General features: G+C 47.3%; 20 protein-coding genes. 9 read left to right on the top strand and 11 right to left on the bottom strand.

The window, feature by feature from the left end; translation table 11 throughout:
- The gene (locus tag GA003_08645) at positions 1 to 3033 is read right to left on the bottom strand and encodes a dehydrogenase (protein QXD30014.1); all 3033 of its coding nucleotides are present in this window, start codon (positions 3031 to 3033) and stop codon (positions 1 to 3) included.
- Positions 3034 to 3092: 59 nt separating this feature from the next.
- The gene (locus GA003_08640) at positions 3093 to 3911 is read right to left on the bottom strand and encodes a ThuA domain-containing protein (protein ID QXD30013.1); all 819 of its coding nucleotides are present in this window, start codon (positions 3909 to 3911) and stop codon (positions 3093 to 3095) included.
- A gap of 226 nt (positions 3912 to 4137) precedes the next feature.
- Between GA003_08640 and GA003_08635 the strand changes: the two genes are divergently transcribed.
- The 7 genes from GA003_08635 to GA003_08605 all read left to right on the top strand — a co-directional run bounded on the left by GA003_08635 (position 4138) and on the right by GA003_08605 (position 10132).
- On the top strand, positions 4138 to 5103 hold the full coding sequence (locus GA003_08635) for a ThuA domain-containing protein (GenBank protein ID QXD30012.1): 966 nt from the start codon (positions 4138 to 4140) through the stop codon (positions 5101 to 5103).
- 58 nt (positions 5104 to 5161) lie between these two features.
- Entirely contained in the window at positions 5162 to 5509 is a 348-nt protein-coding gene (locus GA003_08630; protein ID QXD30011.1) for a four helix bundle protein, read from the top strand.
- A gap of 62 nt (positions 5510 to 5571) precedes the next feature.
- On the top strand, positions 5572 to 7374 hold the full coding sequence (locus tag GA003_08625) for a GMC family oxidoreductase (protein ID QXD30010.1): 1803 nt from the start codon (positions 5572 to 5574) through the stop codon (positions 7372 to 7374).
- Complete coding sequence (locus GA003_08620) at positions 7375 to 8025, top strand: gluconate 2-dehydrogenase subunit 3 family protein (protein QXD30009.1); 651 nt, start codon at positions 7375 to 7377, stop codon at positions 8023 to 8025. It abuts the gene before it with no gap.
- Positions 8026 to 8077: 52 nt separating this feature from the next.
- Positions 8078 to 8677 (top strand): DUF4254 domain-containing protein, encoded by a 600-nt coding sequence (locus tag GA003_08615; protein QXD30008.1) that lies wholly within the window; start codon positions 8078 to 8080, stop codon positions 8675 to 8677.
- Positions 8678 to 8713: 36 nt separating this feature from the next.
- Positions 8714 to 9655 (top strand): glycosyltransferase family 9 protein, encoded by a 942-nt coding sequence (locus GA003_08610; GenBank protein ID QXD30007.1) that lies wholly within the window; start codon positions 8714 to 8716, stop codon positions 9653 to 9655.
- An 87-nt stretch (positions 9656 to 9742) separates the two neighbouring features.
- Positions 9743 to 10132, top strand: a complete 390-nt coding sequence (locus tag GA003_08605; protein QXD30006.1) for a hypothetical protein — start codon at positions 9743 to 9745, stop codon at positions 10130 to 10132.
- Positions 10133 to 10136: 4 nt separating this feature from the next.
- On the opposite strand, the gene GA003_08600 is transcribed toward GA003_08605, so the two are convergent.
- From GA003_08600 to GA003_08590, 3 genes are all read right to left on the bottom strand, one after another.
- Positions 10137 to 11585, bottom strand: coding sequence for a sulfatase (locus tag GA003_08600; protein QXD30005.1), 1449 nt, complete (start codon positions 11583 to 11585; stop codon positions 10137 to 10139).
- A 38-nt stretch (positions 11586 to 11623) separates the two neighbouring features.
- A complete protein-coding gene (locus GA003_08595) occupies positions 11624 to 12532 on the bottom strand; it encodes a dienelactone hydrolase family protein (protein QXD30004.1) in 909 nt (302 codons plus the stop codon).
- Between the two features lie 105 nt (positions 12533 to 12637).
- Positions 12638 to 13900 carry a PQQ-like beta-propeller repeat protein gene (locus GA003_08590; protein QXD30003.1) on the bottom strand — a complete coding sequence of 421 codons (1263 nt, stop codon included), beginning with the start codon at positions 13898 to 13900 and terminating at the stop codon, positions 12638 to 12640.
- A 70-nt stretch (positions 13901 to 13970) separates the two neighbouring features.
- Here GA003_08590 and GA003_08585 point away from each other — a divergent pair, with 70 nt between their 5' ends.
- Both GA003_08585 and GA003_08580 read left to right on the top strand, forming a co-directional pair.
- Positions 13971 to 14906: a dihydrodipicolinate synthase family protein gene (locus GA003_08585; GenBank protein ID QXD30002.1), complete on the top strand. Its 936-nt coding sequence runs from the start codon at positions 13971 to 13973 to the stop codon at positions 14904 to 14906.
- The gene (locus GA003_08580; protein QXD30001.1) at positions 14903 to 15925 is read left to right on the top strand and encodes a cysteine synthase A; all 1023 of its coding nucleotides are present in this window, start codon (positions 14903 to 14905) and stop codon (positions 15923 to 15925) included. Before GA003_08585 ends, GA003_08580 begins: the two co-directional genes overlap by 4 nt.
- Here GA003_08580 and GA003_08575 read toward each other — a convergent pair.
- From GA003_08575 to GA003_08550, 6 genes are all read right to left on the bottom strand, one after another.
- The gene (locus tag GA003_08575) at positions 15922 to 16734 is read right to left on the bottom strand and encodes a glycosyltransferase family 2 protein (GenBank protein QXD30000.1); all 813 of its coding nucleotides are present in this window, start codon (positions 16732 to 16734) and stop codon (positions 15922 to 15924) included. The two genes, GA003_08580 and GA003_08575, sit on opposite strands and share 4 nt — an antisense overlap.
- Before the next feature lie 81 nt (positions 16735 to 16815).
- Complete coding sequence (locus GA003_08570; GenBank protein ID QXD29999.1) at positions 16816 to 18108, bottom strand: PQQ-like beta-propeller repeat protein; 1293 nt, start codon at positions 18106 to 18108, stop codon at positions 16816 to 16818.
- Positions 18109 to 18168: 60 nt separating this feature from the next.
- Positions 18169 to 18342 carry a PQQ-dependent sugar dehydrogenase gene (locus GA003_08565; protein ID QXD29998.1) on the bottom strand — a complete coding sequence of 58 codons (174 nt, stop codon included), beginning with the start codon at positions 18340 to 18342 and terminating at the stop codon, positions 18169 to 18171.
- A gap of 24 nt (positions 18343 to 18366) precedes the next feature.
- Complete coding sequence (locus GA003_08560; protein QXD29997.1) at positions 18367 to 18813, bottom strand: PQQ-dependent sugar dehydrogenase; 447 nt, start codon at positions 18811 to 18813, stop codon at positions 18367 to 18369.
- Entirely contained in the window at positions 18774 to 19154 is a 381-nt protein-coding gene (locus GA003_08555) for a PQQ-dependent sugar dehydrogenase (protein QXD29996.1), read from the bottom strand. The genes GA003_08560 and GA003_08555 overlap by 40 nt, the downstream gene beginning before the upstream one ends.
- 29 nt (positions 19155 to 19183) lie before the next feature.
- A complete protein-coding gene (locus GA003_08550) occupies positions 19184 to 19384 on the bottom strand; it encodes a hypothetical protein (GenBank protein QXD29995.1) in 201 nt (66 codons plus the stop codon).
- Between the last annotated feature and the right edge of the window lie 161 nt (positions 19385 to 19545).

The following is a 19545-nucleotide window of genomic DNA, read 5'->3' as shown; positions in this document are numbered from 1 at the left end:
CTACTTCCTAAGGTTTAAAGGCTGTGGCGCCTGGATATAGGAAAAGATATCCACAATAGATTGCTCATCCATACCCATAAGAAGTCCAGAGGGCATGAGAGAAAAACCCACGTCTTCCATGCTTTCAATTCTAGATTCCTCTAGAACAACGGGTTGACCTCCGACGGGTCTTAAAACAACCACGTGTTCATCACGGTCCACGATGAATCCAGACAAAATTTGACCATCACTCGTTCGAACCAGGTGATTTTCATAGCCTTCACGAATTTCTGCATTCGGGTTGGTGATAGCCAAAAGCAGGCTATGAAGATCACTCCGCTGGTACCCGGTTAGCTCAGGCCCAATCGCACCTCCCTCATTGTGTAAAGTATGACAGGCTCCACAACGAGCCAAATACAGTTCACGTCCCTTATGTCTGTCAGGAGTTTTTCCTTGGCTCAATATGGCTCTTAAGCGATCCATTTCCTCCGCCCCTTCCTCATTGCTGTTTTTATCTTCTGGCCAGATCTCATCCACCAGTGAGCTTAACGCAGGATCACCTAGACGGCGAAGTCCATTGACAGCATCAGTTGGGATTAAATCTCTAGCAATCGATCCTTGTTTCACGGCCCGGATCCATGTGATAGCCCACGAGGTCCGACTCATAAGTAATGTTTGAGCAGCGGTTTGAACTTCGCCCTCAAATCCTGAGTATGAGTGACTGATCGATTCTCCAACAGAAGGATCATTGTACGCCCTCAACGCCGACAAGCTTGCGATGCGTATAGAATCGTTATTTCGATTCAGTTGCGAAAGCAATGAAGGCAGTAATGGAGGAGATGGCACTTCACCCAAAGCTTCAATAACCCGCTGCAAGTCATCTTCGTTCGCAGAAGGGTTTCCGAGTAATTGTTCTGCCTCTTCACTCGCAGAATTCATTCCTTGCCTAATTCTCATGGCAAGTGATCCACCTCCAGACGTGGCGATGGCAGATAATAGTTCATCTGGAAGTCCTACCATAGATCTGCCGCGATAGGCTTGTTCGAATCCAGCCAACAAATTTCGTTTGCTCTCTGGATCTGGAGCCAACTTTAGAAGACGTGCACATTTGCGTAAATAATCCCGCGTACCTTCCGCAGCCAAACGTCGCATGATAAATTCCAGGGTAGAATTCTGAACCATGGCTTCGTCGAAGAGTCGCCCCCCTTCAAATAGACTCACAACCTGATCCGGGTTATTCGAAATGAACGCTTCTAATGCCCACCAAACTAAGAGTGGCATAAATGCATCCTCTGCATCCTCATCTCGTTTCATTAGCTCTCTGACGATTGAAAGACTGCCGTTGATCTGTAGCCGTTTAGCGGTCGAAGAAAGTTGCTGCCTTACTTCTATGTTGGGGTCACTGGCAGCCAGATCTCTCATGGTGCTGAGTTCCCAATCTTCAGCTGTCTTCTCATCGCCAATCAAGCGAACAGCCCACTTGCGAACATGAGGATGAGTGTGTGCCAGTGCCGTTTTTCGAATCTCTTTATCAAAGCCACCTAATAAATTGATCGCCCAGAGTGCCTCCAAAGCCGTTTGACCGTTTTCATTTTCCAGAAAGTCCCTCAATACAGGAAGCACACTCTCATCCTGCCGCTGATAAATCAATCGACGCGCCGTTTCCCGATACCATTCCCTGGGGTCTTTCAATAAGTTTACCAATTCAAGGGTCGAAGAAGTTCTAAGGTCTAGCTTGGCTGGTTTATAACCTTCTTCAGAACGAATACGATACACTCGACCATCCGAGGGACTCATCCGGCCGACAAAGTTTTCCATATGATTAATCTGCTGATCGTACCAATCCGCTACATACACGGCCCCGTCTGGTCCACTTTCTGAGTAAACAGGTCGAAACCAGCGGTCCTCCGAATCAACCATGACATCCACTAACTCAGAATGAAAAGTCGGACCTCTGCTGACTGGACGTGAAGCTAACACTCTCCCGATGAGCGGATTCGCAGTAATGATGGTGTTCTGGTAGCGGTCCGGCAGCGCATTATCTGAATAGACCATCAAATTCGTAGTCACACGCTGAGAGCCTGCTTCTTCCACACCAAAAAAGTAGCCATAGGTATGTGGATTAGATAACTCTCCATGCTTGCCAAAGTTCTTCTTATTGTAGGCGCCTTGCATGTAGTGATAACCCAGCTTCCCTCCTTCATTGGCACCCGCAAATAAACGTCCCTTTGCATCGAACTGACAGCTCCAGATATTACCACCCCCTTCAGCGAATTTCTCATAGACATGATTCTTGGGATGATAACGCCACATCAATTGGCCTACACTTTTGATGGGTGGAGCATCACTTCCATCCACGGTGATTGCAGCGGTTACGGTTGAGCCTTGCGCACCATACAACCAACCATCCGGGGCCCAGGTTAAACTATTCGCATAGGAGTGTGAATCCTCAAGACCGAATCCACGCAGATGAACTGCCGGAGGACCATCAACTACGTCGTCGTGATCTTTGTCCTCATAGAATAATAAAAATGGGGGCTGAAGAATCCAAACTCCGTTGGCATCCCAGGCAAGCCCCGTGACCATATTAAGACCCTCGATAAACGTTGTGTTATTTTCAAAACCTCCATCTCCGTCACTGTCCTCAAGTATCGTAATTCGATCGGCACCTGGGACAAAATCAGGATGCCCCGGAGGCTCGGGGTATTTCTTGTATACGTTTCTCCAATACTCGTCTGTTGCCACGACTTCTAGCCCAGCCGGATGCGGGTATTGTCGATACTCAATCATCCACATCCGACCGCGTTCATCGAACCGAAGGAATGATGGTTGTTTGATATTTGGCTCCGACGCGACCAGGTCGATCTCCAAACCGGCAGCTGGAGTCAAATAGTCATGAGATTCCTCGGGACTAAATCCAGATTCAGCAGCTTCCTTTTCACGTCGTTCATGACCAGGTTGCACTTGAGCCCACAACATTTGAGACGACAGCAAAGCCAAGGCGACAAAACCCAGAGAGTAATACTTTGGGGAGAAGCAGTTTGGGGTAAGCATAGGGAGGGATTAAACCCGATGTATTTTAATAAAACAATGGAGAAACCAAGCCTCTAGCTCTAATCATCCAATCCCCATACTACGGCAGACTTCAGGAGCGACTGAACTTGCGGTAAAGCCATTTCATCCAGACCTCCAGGGGACATGTAGAATACCCGCTTACCATCTTGTGGGTTAGTCCATGCGACCGGATGAGCAGGTTCCCCTTCCTCGTAACGGGCGCTCAACAGAACTTCTATTTCAGGATCGGATTCGATGTACTCGTATAATTTATCCCCGATCATGAAGGGCTCCGAGAAATCAAGTTGCTGGACGATGGGATGCGATGCAGCTGATTCTTCTATCCAGGCCTTAACATTCAATCGATTCTCCCCTTCCTTTTCGCGGTAATGCCCTTGGTAACTGGCACCGAGCACATCCACATCTAAGGTATTCCAAGAAGCATGCCCGGAAGGAGCTTGATAACCCTCCCCTTTCGTCCGCTCCCCAAATGCATGGCTTGCCGTGCGAATCATGATCGTCGGTTTCCCGGAATCGATCCATTGGCGGATTTTTGCCATATCGGCCTCCAGAGGATAACGACGGCGTGTACTTATAACCAGAACGTCTGCTGAACCCAACCCATCAGCTATCCCCTGAAAGGTATGACAGGCTTCTGATGTGCGATCATCGCTAGCAGCGAAGATAAACGAGCTTTCAATTCCTAAAGGATCAAGATGCTGTGCTGCGAACTTAGGTAAGGATTGAGGAGTCCCATACTCATGTTCGCCAACCAGGAAGGTGACTTTTTTGCCTTGATGATTATTTGAGGAGTTTGAACAGCCAACGATACCGCAAATCGTTATAGCTACTGATAGAATAAGAATTATCTTTTTCATAAGGATAGGCAGTTAAGACAGATCTGAATTCGCCACAGTGACAAATCATTTCTCATGATCATTCATCCCGGACAAAATATACAAGGTTTCTATGTCCCACCAAGGCATTCAAATGCACTGGAGGGGCTCCCGGGACTAAAAAGGATGCATTTCGACAAATAATTACTAGACGCGCTGACATACACTTCCTAGCTTCGGGTCGAACAAAGAAACTGCCCTTATATTTATGCAATCTTCAACACGTCTACCCAAGATCCTACTTAGTAGCCTTTTAGTACTAACCTCCGTCATAATCGGCTGCGGTAAACAGGAAGCTTCACAGCCCGCCAAAGTTCTATTTGTAGCCGGGAAAATGAGTCACGGTTACAACAACCACGAACACAACGCTGGCTCCGTACTACTTGCCAAGGCCCTCAACGAGAGTGGCTTAGGTATCGAAGCAGAGGTTTACTACAACAAGGACAATCCCGGTTGGACCATGGATGCGTCCCTCCTCGAAGGTATTGATGCCGTGGTCATTTATTGCGATGGCGGCCAGAAACACTTGGCTAACAATCATGTTGGTACCATCGATTCACTCACAGACAAAGGCGTGGGTGTCGGTTGCCTCCACTATGGAGTGGAAACAGTAGACGGTGAACCCGGTGACGGCTTTCTTCGCTGGATGGGGGGCTATTTTCAACTAGGCAAATCGGTAAACCCTCATTGGTTAGCTCATTTTAAGAAGCTACCTGAGCATCCCGTAACAAACGGAGTTGAGCCCTTCCACATTCAGGACGAATGGTATTTCAATATGCGTTTTCGCGACAACATGGAAGGAGTGACTCCGATTCTCTCAGCGGTACCACCCTTGGATGTTATTCCAGAAAAAGACCACCATCACAACTCCACCGCCGACGCTCGTGCGGCTGTCAAACGTAGAGACCTTCAACATATGATGTGGGTATCCGAAAATGCCAACGGTAGCCGAGGTTTTGGTTTCACTGGCGGACATTTCCACGACAACTGGGTTGATGACAATTTTCGAAAGGTGGTTTTAAATGCCATAGCATGGATCGCACATAAAGACATTCCTTCCAATGGAGTGCCCAGCGCTACACCTACTCAGGAACAACTACTCCTAAACCAGGACTACCCGGTAGATATGAGCAAAGTTCGCGCGGACAAGTATGCTGATTTTCGCAGGAAGTAACTCTGCATAGATTTCTTACTTTCGCACATTTCTTCTAGAACCATATAACAAAAACTCAATGCCTTCAAAAACGCTTAAAAAAGCAAGCTATCATTTTGCAGTCAGAATTGTGAAATTAGCTCAGAAGCTAAGAGATGGAAAAAACGAGAACGTCCTCAGCAACGAAGTCCTCAAAAGTCGTACTGCCATCGGTGCCTTAGTTAGAGCAGCCGAACTGGAGTCAAACAGCGAGGAGTATTCAGAAACCTTGCATTTGGCACTTAAAGAAGCCCACAGGGCTATTTACTGGTTAGATATTATCGAAGACACAGGATATATTTTAGAAACGATCGCCTACAGTTTGAAATCTGACTGTAACAAATTAATTGAAGGGATTGATTTGGAAAAAGCCAGTGTCAGCAGCTAGTCCTTCACATTATTCTCAAACCATCTTTTCTTTTCTAAACTACTCATCATTCTTAAGTATTTATGCCCCATATCAACGCAGGTAAAACGAAACCTGAATACGACGTCATTGTAGTAGGCTCCGGTGCTGCTGGCGGACAAACAGCCTATACTTTAGCCATGGAGGGCGTAAAAGTCCTTATGCTTGAGGCTGGCCGCGATTACGACCCGGTAACTGAAACTCCCATGTTTCAAACGAATCAGCATGCGCCTTTGCGAGGAGCAAGCACCCCAGGCAAACCATTTGGTTACTTCGATGCAACGGTTGACGGTGGTTGGCAGGTTCCGGGAGAGCCTTATTCTCAAGCACAGGATCGGCCAGAAGATGAATTTCTTTGGTGGAGAGCACGCATGCTTGGAGGTCGCACGAACCACTGGGGTAGAATCTCTCTTCGTAATGGCCCCTACGATTTCAAACCCTATTCTCGGGATGGCCTGGGCTTTGACTGGCCACTCTCTTACGAAGATGTTGCACCCTACTATGATAAAGTGGAGGCCCTCATCGGAGTCTATGGATCCAACGAAGGCCTAGAAAATACCCCCGACTCACCCAACGGAACGCTGATGCCTCCCCCCAAGGCTCGTGCAGCTGAATTGCTTGCCCGGAAGCACGGCAAATCATTGGGGATCCCCATCGTGCCGATTCACCGTGCGGTTATGACGGAGCGGTTGAATTCAAAGAAGATCCCTAAGTGGTTGCACCCCAATAATCCCAAAGCTCAAGAAACCTTAGCTAAGGAAATGGATCTGCGCCTGGCCTGCTTTTGGGCGACTAAGTGTGGACGCGGCTGTTCCATCAAAGCTAACTACCAATCAACGACGGTCCACATTCCACCTGCGCTTGCGACTGGCAATCTGGATATCATCACCAATGCGATGGCTCGAGTGGTTGAAACGGGCAGCAGTGGAAAAGCGACCGCCGTAAATTTTATCGATAAAACCACTGGCAAAGACTACAGCGTAAAGGGACGAATCATCGCACTCGCTGCCAGCTCGCTTGAATCCATTCGGATCATGATGAATTCGCAGAGTTTTCATCATCCGGACGGCATCGGAAATTCAAGTGGACTGCTCGGCAAGTATATCATGGATACCACCGGTGCCCGAGTAAGTGGTCATGTGCCTGCGTTGGAGAATATGCCTCCTCACAATGAGGATGGTGCAGGAGGAGCACACATTTATGCTCCTTGGTGGCTCTACAAAGAACAGATTGCCGGAAAACTGGATTTCCCTCGCGGTTATCACATCGAGACCGGTGGAACGCGTGGAGAGCCTGGCCCAACTTCTCTTGGCGATATAGAGAGTCTAACAAAAGGATCCTACGGGAAACAGCTTAAGGAAGATGCGCGACGTTACTATGGCTCCTTTGTCGGTTATTCTGGTCGCGGTGAGATGATCCCCAACGATGATTGCTATGCGAGCATCGACAATACCCTAAAAGACAAATGGGGCATCCCGGTTCTAAAGTTTCATTGGAAGTGGCATGAGCATGAAATACGTCAGGCAGCGCACATGCACAAAACCTTTGCCGAATTGATCATAGAGCAAGGCGGCACAGTGACAAGTGAAGTCGATCCAACCGGTAAAAAGGCCCTCTATCGTCCAGGAGAAATCATCCATGAAGTGGGTGGTGCCATCATGGGAGACAACAAAAAGAAATCGGTTACCAATCAGTTTATGCAAAGCTGGGATGTGCCAAACTTATTCCTTACAGATGGAGCCTCGTTCTGTTCCAACGCCGATAAGAACCCAACCCTATCGATTATGGCGATCGCCTGGCGCTCCTGTGATTACATGATGGAAGAAATGAAGAAAGGAAACATTTAGATGAACGAACACATAAGCCACAAACGAATGGATCGTCGTTCAGTACTCAAATGGATATTTGCAGCCACAGCTACTGTACATTTTCTGGATACCAAAGCACTGGGACAAACTCAGGAGACGATTGGTCTAGGCTACGGTACAGATCCAGATCTGATCAAGGGAGACGTACCTTGGGAACGCACCATGACGGAGGCACAACTCCGGACTACCAAAAAATTGGCAGACATCATTCTACCCAAAGCCGGAGACAAATCTCCAAGCGCTTCAGAAGTGGGTGTGCCCGATTTTTTCGATGAATGGATCAGTGCTCCTTACGAGAACCATCAGAAGGATCGAACGATTATCCTTGATGGACTAGCTTGGATTGACCGTGAGTCCCAACGTCGATTTGGTACTGATTTCCATCTACTTTCTCGAACTGAGTTTACGGAAATCTGTGATGATATAGCTTATCTGCCAGACGCACTTCCCGAGTATAAATTCGGTGCGCAATTTTTCTCCAAGTTCAGAAGCCTAACCATGGGCGGATACTACACCACTGATATTGGCGCGAAAGATCTAGGCTATGTAGGAAATTACGCCATGCAAACCTTCGATGGCCCACCACCTGAAGCCCTAAAGCAACTCGGTATCGACAAAGCCCCCTGGTAATCACTCATTTGCCTGACAACATCAGGTTGAAAAAGAAATCGTTTAACCAACTATGAACGACGATTCATTGAATCCGACTGCAATTACTGACCATCAAAAAGCGCTTACTGAGCGCTGGCACGAAACTCCCTGCGACGTGACAGCGAGTGATCCGCTGATGAAACTGGTGGAAGAAAACCACAAACGAAACTTCACCCTCTGGCATCATGAAGATGACGCTCGCCGAGAAGACAAAGGCTTTGAATTTGTCTACCATGCGAAACGCGCCATTGACCAAAACAACCAGGAACGGAACGACTTCATAGAGCAGATGGATAAACACCTATTTGGTTTATTGGGTGATCGTTTTGGGGACGGCATTCCCATGAATAGCGAGACCCCCGGATCGATCATAGATCGCCTGTCTATTATGGCTCTGAAGGAATTCCATATGCAAAAGGAGGCAGACAGGACCGATGCCTCATCTGATCACATTGAAAAATGCGGATTCAAGCTAGGCGTAATCCAACAACAAATTAAAGATCTTCGATCGGCACTCACTGAACTGGTAGAAGCCTGCCAAAATGGATCTCGCGGCTTTCGTGTATATTTCCAATTCAAAATGTACAATGATCCGGAATTGAATCCGGCGCTATACAAGAAGGAAGACTAGGTGCACCGCACATAGGATTTTCATAAGCATCCTGTCGTGGACTTAAAAAAGATACTGATCATTCGTCCTTCCTCATTGGGCAACGTACTCCATGCCCTTATGTTGACCCAGTCGATCCGGGACCATTTTCCTGACGTGGAAATTGACTTCCTTGTACGCGATCGTTTTGCAGCCATTGTAGAGCGATGTGAAACCGTCGATCATCTAATCCCATTCAATCGCAAAGGCGGCCCTTTGGGTTTCTGGAAACTGTTGAAGGAAATTCGTAAAAAAGAATACGATGCAGTCTTGGATGTTCAGGCCCAATTTAGAACCGGACTGATGATCGCGGCTGCAAAGTCTAAACTGAAAATTGGGCGTGCAGATGCACGAGAAGGTTCAGGCGTTTTCTGTAACAAAATCATTGATTTGCCTAAAAAAAAGGAACCTCACCAAGTAGACTTATTCCTTCAATTTCTTCCAGCTTTGGGAAAACCGGCCGCACTTGTATCCGCTGTCGATTTCAACACCCCACCCGTTGAGTCGTTTGAGCCAAGCTTGTCCAAATCTGCTCCGATACTTCTACTCCCACACAGTCGAGGAAAGGAAAAGGAATGGCCTTATTTCCGTGAATTGACACACAAAATTTTAGATAAGCTACCAGACGAATCAGTAGTCTGGGACAGCCACATTCCGATTCCTTCAGAGGAACTTGAAGGGCGAGGTCGCTTTTTTAATACCACAGGAAAAACCTCTATTCCTGAAATGATCAGCTTAGTGAATCACGCATGCGTGGTCGTTGCGAATGACACCGGTCCCATGCATATTGCAGCCGCTTTAGCCAAACCTACTATTGCCCTGTTTGGTCCCACAAAAATTAACACCTATGGTGCTTACCCACTCGACGAGCCGCGTAACTGCAATATCCAGGCGGAGAGCGGCCAAATGAAGGACATATCCGTAGAGCAAGTCTTTGAAGCTGTATCGGCGAGGCTTTAAGAAGATTGACTCCTGAATAGGAGTTGTTATCTTTTTAGATACCCTTAGCAAAATCCTCAGTCAGCAAAATCCTCAGTCAGCAAGGTCGTGTCAGCCAAGACATACGAGTTGGAGTTTGGATGCTTCACTATGTATGAAAATTATATTCTCGGTGTTCCTAAACTGTATGCCGAAGTGGGTATCGAAGAAGCTCGCGAAATCAATCGAATAATCGGCACTCAATATACGAAACCTTATGGTTATATTGGTGACCGAAAGAAAACGCATTCTGTAGATCCCCGCGTATACCTAATGGCGAACAAAGAGAACAAGTTTCTCAAATGCATAGCTGTTATTGTTCAATCAGAATCATCGCGCCAAATCGCTGAGTTGGAAAAACAGGCCGCTGATGCCGCTCAATTTCCATTTGGTATTTTCAATGACTTAGAAGCAGCCGCCGCTTGGACAGAATCAGTGCTAGAAACATTTAAAGACTAACCACTCACCTCATCAGTTGGTGAGCATGACTGGGTAGTGGCAAATAATCCCCTTCACGGATCATCCACTTGTCCATTTCAATCCGCAATGTTTTCTCTATCGCAGTTACAGACGAATCGCCTGCTAGATTGCTAAGTTGAAACGGGTCGTTCTCGAGATCGTATAACTCGAAAATGGGTCGAGGTTTCTGAAAGTAAAGTTGTTCATGAATATCGGGGAGATCTCCAGCTTCATGCAATGCCTGCATTCTCAACCAAACAGGATTCTTCGGCATGTCTACAGGCGAATAGCTGCGTTCAGGAATGGAATTATAGATCAAAAGGTATCTTTGATTCATCACCGAACGCGACAGATCAAATCCGTCCATTCTCGTAATGGGGCCAAAGTGCCATCCTCTTTCTGCAAACACATATTCGCGTGGAGTATATGCCTTGTCTAAAAGGAGGTTTGCAAAACTCTGTCCGTTCATGCCGGGGTCTTTCTCAACACCAGCGATATCCAGGATTGTGGCGGCAAGATCAATTCCGCTGATCAAATGGTCAATGGAAATATCCGCTTTGATTTTTCCCGGCCACCTTACCATGAGTGGAACATGCGTTCCGCGATCCAATACGGTACCTTTTCCACGCAACAAGGCCTCCCCATTATCACCCATAAAAATGACAACCGTATTCTCCTTTAATCCCCGTTTCTCCAATACATGCTCTACCAACCCAATCCCAGTATCCAAATCCCGCACTTCAGCTAGATAACGCGCATAGTCGAGTCTTACTTCAGATAGGTCGGGCCAATCGTCTGGTAGGATAAGGCTGTTGGGGTCGATATTGTCATGATCCTCTCCCCACCTTCGATGCGGTTGGTTGAATCCGAAATAAAGAAAGAAAGGCTGGTCCTCATAAACCTTATCTAAGGCCGCTTCAATTTTCTCATCTACGGTCCATATGGCATCCCCTTTTGTTCTCGCCATCTGGACAAAGTGATCAAAGCGGGATTCAAAGGCTTCACCTCGTACTCCAAGTTGAATGAGCGTATCTGTCACATGGTCCAGATCTCCCCCCCTTCCATCCAGGTGTTGGTGCCTACCGTCTAAGCCAACCCAGTAACCCCCTTTTCGCAGAAGGTCAGTGAAAAATACAGTGCCTGAACGCGCAGGTTGGGCAAAGCGAGTTGCAGCAATACCTATGGGCGATCGACCCGCAAAGATGGAAGCACGAGAAGGCGCACATTGAGGAGAGGCCGTATAGGCTCGATTAAACAACATACCCTCCTTCGCCAAAGCGTCGAGATTGGGTGTGATGTTATTCTCAATACAATTAATGTCACCGTAAGCTCCCAAATGAGGGAAGCTGTGATCGTCCGAGAGAATAAGAAGGATGTTGGGTCGATCGGCTGCAGTCGCACCAAACGCAAACAATATTAACAAGAAGACCTTAAATATACACCTGTATTTCATACATCAGCCTCATCAAATAAGCACCTAATTCTTAAAGCTTACGCCAAATGCTTTTTAAAATGAGCGACGGTGCGGCTCCAGGCTAATTCCGCATTCTTTTCGTCATACCTTCCAGTGGAGTCATTATGAAAACCATGATTGGCACCTTCATACATATGCATGGTGTAGTCGTTTCCATTCTCCTTAAGGTCTGCTTCATATTCTGGCCAACTTCCATTTACACGACGATCGAGTTCAGCCAACTGAATGACCAAGGGAGCTTTAATGTTCTTCCGGATTTCTTCGGCTGCTGGTGTGCCATAGAATGGGACTCCCGCGTTAAGCGTATCAGGCACAGTTGCAGCCAGCATGTTCACCACGTAACCACCAAAACAAAAACCCACAGCACCCAATTTTCCATTACTCAAATCATGGGTTTTAAGAAATTTAGCAGCTGCAATAAAATCCTGCTCAATCTTGCTACGATCTAAGCCGCTTTGCAGTTTGCGGCCCTCATCATCATTTCCAGGATATCCACCTGCTGGGTGAAGTGCATCCGGAGCCAAGGCGACAAACCCGTCCTTGGCAAGACGTCGAGCGACATCCTTAACATAAGGATTCAAACCGCGATTCTCATGCACCACCAAAACTACAGGAGCTTTGCCTGATAGCTCACGTGGCATTACCAAGTATCCCCGACCTTCACGATGTCCTTTCGGAGAAGGAAAAGTAACATAATTGGCCTTAATATCCGGATCGTTAAAGGACACCTGTTCTGCCGCAAGATAGTCAGGCATCAAGGTCCCAAGTAACACACCCATCGTTAAGGCACCCGTTGAGATCGTTGCCAGTCGAGCCATAAACGTTCTACGATCAATGAAGCCATGGGCATATTCATCATACCAATCAAAGGCTTCCTGAGGAATAGGATGTGTTGTTGGGGTAATTTCTTTTTCAGTAAGAGACATAATAAAAACCAGGGTTGATTTTGATTAATGAAAGGCTAATTCGGTCTATCTAAGCGACAAGAATCATCACGTCAATGCATAGCGGAAATCCTAACGAAACTCACTTCACAATGAACTACTTATTTTCCAGAGGTGAGGGTGTGAGCGAATGTAGATCGCGTCGTCGACGATCGCAGGCGAAGCAAGAGCTTCTTCCTCCAGATCGTTTTCGGCAATAATCGTGGCTCCCGCCCGGTCAACATCGACCACAAAGCAACGGCCTTCTTCGCTCATAATGTAAAGGCGATTTCCAATCTGAACGGGTGAAGCCGAGAAGGTGGCTTTCAAGGATTCCATCCAAAGATGTTCTCCTGTTTCGGCATCGAGACATTGAAGCCGTCCAGCATCTTCCAGCGTAATGATCGTTCCATTCACATAATTAGGAGAAGGTGTCTTGGGCATACTTTTGTGATACTGCCACTCGACATGAGTATCCGTGAGGTCACCTGTTGCTCCATCGACACGTATAGAGTAGAAACTTGGTCGCCCAAAACCCGTGGCCATGTAAATGTGGTTGTTCACAAAGATGGGCCGAGTGGACATTGAAAAGCCCATTTTGTAGCGCACGATCCACATTTCCTTCCCATCACTGGGACGGTAAGAACCTACCATACCACTTCCGGGACTGATGATCTGTGTTTCCCCCTGATAATTAATCACCAGAGGCGTACCGTGAGAGAAATTGTTTTTCACCTTGTGGCTGCGTTCGGTGCGCCAGGCAATTTTACCCGTAGCCAAATGTAATGCCGTGACAACCGGTTCTTCAAAACTATCAGTCGTAAATACCAGCAAATCATTCACTACTACCGGGGAAGCACCATTTCCATTTTTTGCGGTATACGAAATCTTCTGTTTCCAGATCGTTTCTCCCATTTCAAACTTTAATGCGACGGTCCCCATATGCCCAAAGTGAGCGTAAACAACGCCCTCATGAACCACCACAGTCGGACTCGCCAAGCTGTTCTTACCATTTCGATCGGCCGCTTCTTCTTCGGTTCCCTGCAACACGGTTTTTTGCCAAACCACTTCTCCCGTGTCGGCATCCAATTGAAGCACTAACAAATCGTGCATACCATCCACCGGCTCTTCTATCCCGGAAGTCAGCATGATCTTTCCATCGATAACAACCGGGGATGACCAGCCACGTCCGGGAATCTCTATTTTCCATAAAACATTCTCTTCCCGATTCCAGCTCAAGGGTGGGTTCTTGGCCTCGGAGATACCTTGGCCCGTTGGCCCTCTGTAATCTGGCCACTCAGTTGTGGACGCATTGAGTAAGTTAGACTGTAGAAATAGAAAACCTAGGAGTAGAAGGAAGAGGCGTTTCATAAACAAAACTGACTGAAGATGAGAAATTGTTCGCAAGCAAGCCAACAGCTAGATTTTGTGAATCTAAACCATGAAAACGACCCCCGTTACTCCATCTGACCTTAGTGGCTCCGTGCTTTCTGTTCCACCACTTGCTTGGCACGAAGACCTCTCTCCCAATCACGAACAGAATGATAGTCTGATCAAGCATATCGAAGCCGGAGGAGTTACCACTCTGCTTTACGGCGGAAATGCCAATATGCACAACATTGGCCTGACCGGACTAGCAGACCTTTTGCAGCATCTAATTGTAGCCGCTGGTTTTGATAGCTGGGTCATCCCTTCAGTCGGACCAGATTACGGGGGCATGATGGACCAGTTACCCGTGATCAAGGAGCTAGAGTTTCCAACTGCCATGGTATTGCCGATACAGTTCCCTGCTACACCGTCTGGTATCGCAACAGGCATTCGCAAATTTTCCGAACAACTTGGCAAACCCATCATCATTTACATCAAAACCGAGAATTACCTGAGTGTTTCAGATTTGAAGCGTTTGTCAGACGATGGACTACTCGCTGCTATTAAATACGCAGTTCCTCGAAATGATCCCAAGGAAGATGACTATCTCGATTCACTCTGTCAGACCATTGGTCCTATGAATATTGTGAGTGGCTTTGGCGAGCGACCAGCCATTGATCATTTGAAAACCTTTAAATTAGCTGCATTCACGTCCGGCTGTGTTTGCATAGCACCCACTCTTTCGATGAACCTCCTCCGCGCCATCCAAGCGGAGAATTGGGAAGAAGCAACCCGGGTTCACTCTATGATCATGCCGATGGAGGATGAGCGCGAACGCGTAAGTCCAATTCGAGTACTCCACGATGCCATCACACTATGTGGTCTCGCAGACATGGGCCCCATTTATCCCATGCTAAGCGGCATAGAAAAAAGTGCACACGATACCGTTGGCAAGGCGGCCAAGGAACTGCTGGCGCTGGAATTGGACACGAGAAACATTACGCAATGAATAAAGCACCTGATTTCTGCGGGACGATTGGCAACACGCCGCTCATCCGTCTCAATAAACTATCTGAACTCATTGGCTGTGAAATTCTGTGCAAAGCAGAGTTTCTAAACCCAGGAGGATCCGTTAAGGATCGCGCCGCTCTTGGCATCGTAGAAGATGCGGAAAAACGTGGACTGCTAAAACCCGGAGGAACGATCGTAGAAGGAACGGCCGGCAATACCGGTATAGGTCTCACCTTGGTCGGAAATGCGAAAGGCTACAACACGATCATCATTATCCCAAACACTCAGTCTCCAGAAAAAATGGAGCTCTTGAGCAATATGGGCGCCGAGGTTCGGCCAATACCTCCGGCCCCTTTTAGTGATCCTGGAAACTACAATCACATCGCCAAACGTGTAGCCGAGGAAACGGATAATGCTTATTGGGCAAATCAGTTTGATAACACCGCGAATACTGAGTTCCACGCAAAAACCACTGGCCCTGAAATATGGGATCAGACAAAGGGAAACATTACCGGATTTGTCACGGCTATCGGAACCGGAGGAACTCTAGCTGGCGTTAGCTCTTATCTGAAGTCCCAAAATGAAAACGTTCAAACCGTGTGCGTAGATCCTTATGGAGCCTCTATGTGGTCATGGTTCAAACATGGACATTTGGATATCGATGACGGCGATTCAATTGCCGAAGGCATTGGACAGGGTCGAGTTACCGACAATGTGTCCCTCGCAAACATTGATGAAGCCTTTCGCTGCCACGACCGACACATGATGGCTATTTTACGCCACCTGATAAATGAGGAAGGACTCTTCTTAGGCGCTTCTTCTGGCATCAACGTGGGCGGAGCCGTAAAGACCGCCCTGGCCGGAGGCCCCGGTCAGACTATCGTGACCATTCTTTGCGATACCGCACAGAAATATATGTCCCGTCTTTTCGACCAGGATTGGCTGACAGAAAATGATTTACCCCCTGAAAACCTGACCATTCAGGGCATGATAGAAGAAATGAAAGCCGAGCTTTAAAGCTTCGCAGCGATAGCCTTATACCCATCAGCCTGTTCGCTGTTTCCATGCTTCTCCAAACCCTGCGCATAGATCAGGCACTTTCGCTTTAGTTGCCTCTCAGCTAGCACACGTTGTTCATCATTCAAGTGCTCTTCCTCTAGTAATTTTTGCAGCGCCTGAATGCGCCACTTATCAAGCCCCCATTGAGACGACAGTTGATCCTGATGACCTCCATGCTTTTCAATCAAAGCTTCTTTCACTAGCAGTACCGGCATCCGTGAGCAGATCCGCAACCAGAGATCATAGTCTTCACATGCGGGGAGTGTTTCATCAAACAAACCGACTTCCTCAAAAACCGTTTTATGTATCAATACCGTGGATGGAGAAATAGCACAAACTGGCAAACATCGTTCAAAGATCCAACCACCCTGTTTAACATAAGGAGCGGCCACCGGTTTATGCTTTCCTCGATATACCCATTGCTCCTCGGTGTGGCAAACTCTGTAGTCGGGAGACTCTTCAAGCGCACCCATCTGTCTCTCTAGCTTTTCAGCCATCCAAAGGTCATCCGAGTCAAGAAAAGCAATCCAGTCCGTAGTGACTTCCTGAATACCAGCATTTCTTGCTGCACTGACACCTTGATTTCCCTGCTCCAGTATTTTTATTTGCGGATATTCTTTTCGCGCCCAATAAGCCGTCCCATCAGTTGACCCGTCATCAACAAGGATGATTTCTGCAGGGGGAAGCGTTTGATTTATCAAAGAATCCAAGGCCTGCCCAAGCGTCTTCTTCCGATTGTATGTTGGGATTACGACCGTGATTGACATCTATCTAATCAAGAGCCCCAAAGCTACTCTTACTGTCGATCAATCGACCCCAAGCTCTATTCACAATAGAAATCCACTGAGTTATTTTGATAGATCAAATGCCCTGAGTTCTTGGTCATTCCTGACAAAGATATGCTTGTTTGCGTAGGCCGGATGAGACCAAAGGATGTTTCCACTTCGACGAGGAAGAAAGGTAGTCGGCTCGATAAGATGGGTAGAAGATATGCGCTCCCAACCCTTAGGTGATAAATTGGCTATAATCAGCTCTCCTTTTTCGGTGAAGATCCACGTGCGCTCGCCATTCTGAACTAGGAATGCTGTCGCCCAGCGACCCTTTTCCAAGAGCGTCTGATCATTCCAGACACGATCACCGTTGGTGAGATCGAGACATCGAAACTCACCGTAGCTATCAATGCCATAGACATAATTCCCGCGGATTACGGATGTACTGATAATACTGTGAAGTGCATCGGTTTTAATTTCACTTCGCCCGCGACGTTCCCAGATTAATTCACTTTCAAAGGAATCATCCTTTAGCTGGTAGAAATACGATCCGTCGTAAAAGGACGAAAGAAAGATGCGTTGATTATCTGTATCCAAGATGGGATCAGCCACATTGATAGGCATTTTTGCGCGATCGAAGACGTGTTTCCATGCTGGACTGCCATCATCAGGATTTAATGCGGCAAACCAATCCCCCGTCCAAACAAGTACCAAACGTTTTCCAGTTTGCTCAATAAACTTGGGAGCTGAATAAGAAGCCAAACCATCTAAAGCCCTCCAGCTTTCCTCACCGGTATCTTTTTCAAGTGCAACAATACAGGCATCTGGCTGCCCACCCACTTGTAGGTAAACATTCTGATCATCGATAAGTGGCGAAGAAGTAATGCCCCAGACCGGGTTGTTGGCATCGTATTCTTCCAGTAAATCCTTCTTCCAGATCAATTCCCCAGTGCTGGCATCCAAGCAATGAAAGTTGCCCATTGCTCCCAAGGCGTAGGCCTTCCCATCATGAATGGCTACTGCCGCCCTGGGACCCAACGGATAGCTGAGATCTTGGTAAACACAGGGATAGACATATTTCCAAATCTCCTTGCCCGTTTTCTCATCGACGCAATGAATTTGCTCAAGTTGGTCCGGCTCCTCCAAATGACTGGTGAGATACACCCGCCCATTACTCACCGTAGGCCCTGAATAACCGGATCCGACAGGTGTCGACCAAACAGGCTCCAATCGATCGGAGGGAAAAGAGTCAACAATACCAGTCTCTTTCCAGGTGCCGTCACGATCTTGGCCTCGCCACTGTGGCCAGTCCTCAGAGGAGAGAGAGCTAGTAATAAATATAAGAGTAGATACAGTCAGAAACTTGTTCATTTGAAAAATTCAGTAATTAAACGGATTTCAAGAATGCACAGGCGGGACGGCGGTGCTACTCTAATTTTCAGGTGTTAGCCGAAGTACTGCATGTGGATTATTTGTTAGTACGTAAATGGCGCCATCCGGCCCGGTTTTGATGTCACGGACACGACCTTGATTCTTCATTAGGACTTCCTCGAATGCCACCTGATTGTTATGAATTTCCACCCGTTTGATTTCTTCGTAAGCCAAAGCTCCTATCAAAGCCTGGTGTTTCTATTTTCCAAACAACTCCCCCGTGTAGAATTCCAAAGGACAAATCCCGGGAGAAGGAGTCCAATGCGTTACGGGTTGCTCCATGCCTTTCCGTTCAATGGGAAACGGTTCTCCATCGTAGCTTTTTCCGTGGGAAATAATGGGCCAACCATAATTTCTGCCCGAGCGAATAATATTCATTTCGTCTCCCCCCATAGGCCCATGCTCGGTGGCCCAAATTTCATGGGTAACAGGATTTTGGTCTAGGCCTTGAATATTGCGATTGCCAATTGAGAAAATTCCTTTGAGCGCTCCTAGATTCCCAACAAAGGGATTACCATCAGGTATTGTGCCATCAGGGTTCAATCGAAACGCCTTTCCTTGAGGTTTATCCAGCGACTGAACCTTATCAAGATTTGTGCTATCACCTATAGAAAAATATAAGTACCCATCATTAGCAAAAAGCAAACGACTCCCCCATGGCCCCTACCCGGCTGTATATAAAGCTCTACAGTTACAATAAAAATAGCTTCCTGATCCACCCACTGATGTCCTTTTATTCGTCCGCGAATAACCCGCGTTGCCGCAGCCGCTTCCCTTGAATCAGGATCATCTAAAGGATGAACATAGGCAATGTAGATCCATCCATTCTTCTCATAATCAGGGTGCAAGGCCAAATCAAACATCCCTGAATCTCCATAATGGGTTGCTACAGGTATTCCCCGAATGGGCACATCATCCATTACTCCGTCCACCATCCATCGAAGCCCTTCACGACGTTCCGTGATCAACGCTCGCCGTTCGTCCACGAACTCAATACCCAGGGAGCTGAGTCAAATCAGGTTTCAACAAGCACCTCTACCTTGATAATATGATCTTTGGTCTCGAGTGTTTTTGGAAAAGCTCGGTAGTTGGTCGGTGGTTTTTCCTGAGCAGCGATGATATAATCAAGTAACGCCTCGCAATCATCTTCTTTAAGGACCGAACTCCAGGCAATCATGTCTGTATTGGGAATTCCATACATGATGTTCCGCAACATGCGAGGACGATCTCTGCCTTACAGCCAATTATCTTTTATAAGTGGTGCAGATTGCGCTCATTCCATCTTTTTTCCATGACAATTTGCACAGTGAAGCTGATAGAGCTGCTCAGGTGAAAACGACTCTTGCTCAAAGGATCTGCCGCAAAAAGCAAGGAGCA

The organism is Opitutia bacterium ISCC 52 (genome assembly GCA_014529675.2).
Taxonomy (GTDB): domain Bacteria; phylum Verrucomicrobiota; class Verrucomicrobiia; order Opitutales; family UBA2995; genus UBA2995.
The sequence above is the reverse complement of the archived record's forward strand: the minus strand, read 5'-3'. Positions and strand labels throughout refer to the sequence as shown.

Excerpts from the sequence above, each read along its gene's own strand:
- GA003_08645 (QXD30014.1), bottom strand. The coding sequence starts at position 3,033 with ATGCTTACCCCAAACTGCTTCTCCCCAAAGTATTACTCTCTGGGTTTT.
- GA003_08640 (QXD30013.1), bottom strand. The coding sequence starts at position 3,911 with ATGAAAAAGATAATTCTTATTCTATCAGTAGCTATAACGATTTGCGGT.
- GA003_08635 (QXD30012.1), top strand. The coding sequence starts at position 4,138 with ATGCAATCTTCAACACGTCTACCCAAGATCCTACTTAGTAGCCTTTTA.
- GA003_08630 (QXD30011.1), top strand. The coding sequence starts at position 5,162 with ATGCCTTCAAAAACGCTTAAAAAAGCAAGCTATCATTTTGCAGTCAGA.
- GA003_08625 (QXD30010.1), top strand. The coding sequence starts at position 5,572 with ATGCCCCATATCAACGCAGGTAAAACGAAACCTGAATACGACGTCATT.
- GA003_08620 (QXD30009.1), top strand. The coding sequence starts at position 7,375 with ATGAACGAACACATAAGCCACAAACGAATGGATCGTCGTTCAGTACTC.
- GA003_08615 (QXD30008.1), top strand. The coding sequence starts at position 8,078 with ATGAACGACGATTCATTGAATCCGACTGCAATTACTGACCATCAAAAA.
- GA003_08600 (QXD30005.1), bottom strand. The coding sequence starts at position 11,585 with ATGAAATACAGGTGTATATTTAAGGTCTTCTTGTTAATATTGTTTGCG.
- GA003_08595 (QXD30004.1), bottom strand. The coding sequence starts at position 12,532 with ATGTCTCTTACTGAAAAAGAAATTACCCCAACAACACATCCTATTCCT.
- GA003_08590 (QXD30003.1), bottom strand. The coding sequence starts at position 13,900 with ATGAAACGCCTCTTCCTTCTACTCCTAGGTTTTCTATTTCTACAGTCT.
- GA003_08585 (QXD30002.1), top strand. The coding sequence starts at position 13,971 with ATGAAAACGACCCCCGTTACTCCATCTGACCTTAGTGGCTCCGTGCTT.
- GA003_08580 (QXD30001.1), top strand. The coding sequence starts at position 14,903 with ATGAATAAAGCACCTGATTTCTGCGGGACGATTGGCAACACGCCGCTC.
- GA003_08575 (QXD30000.1), bottom strand. The coding sequence starts at position 16,734 with ATGTCAATCACGGTCGTAATCCCAACATACAATCGGAAGAAGACGCTT.
- GA003_08570 (QXD29999.1), bottom strand. The coding sequence starts at position 18,108 with ATGAACAAGTTTCTGACTGTATCTACTCTTATATTTATTACTAGCTCT.
- GA003_08550 (QXD29995.1), bottom strand. The coding sequence starts at position 19,384 with ATGTTGCGGAACATCATGTATGGAATTCCCAATACAGACATGATTGCC.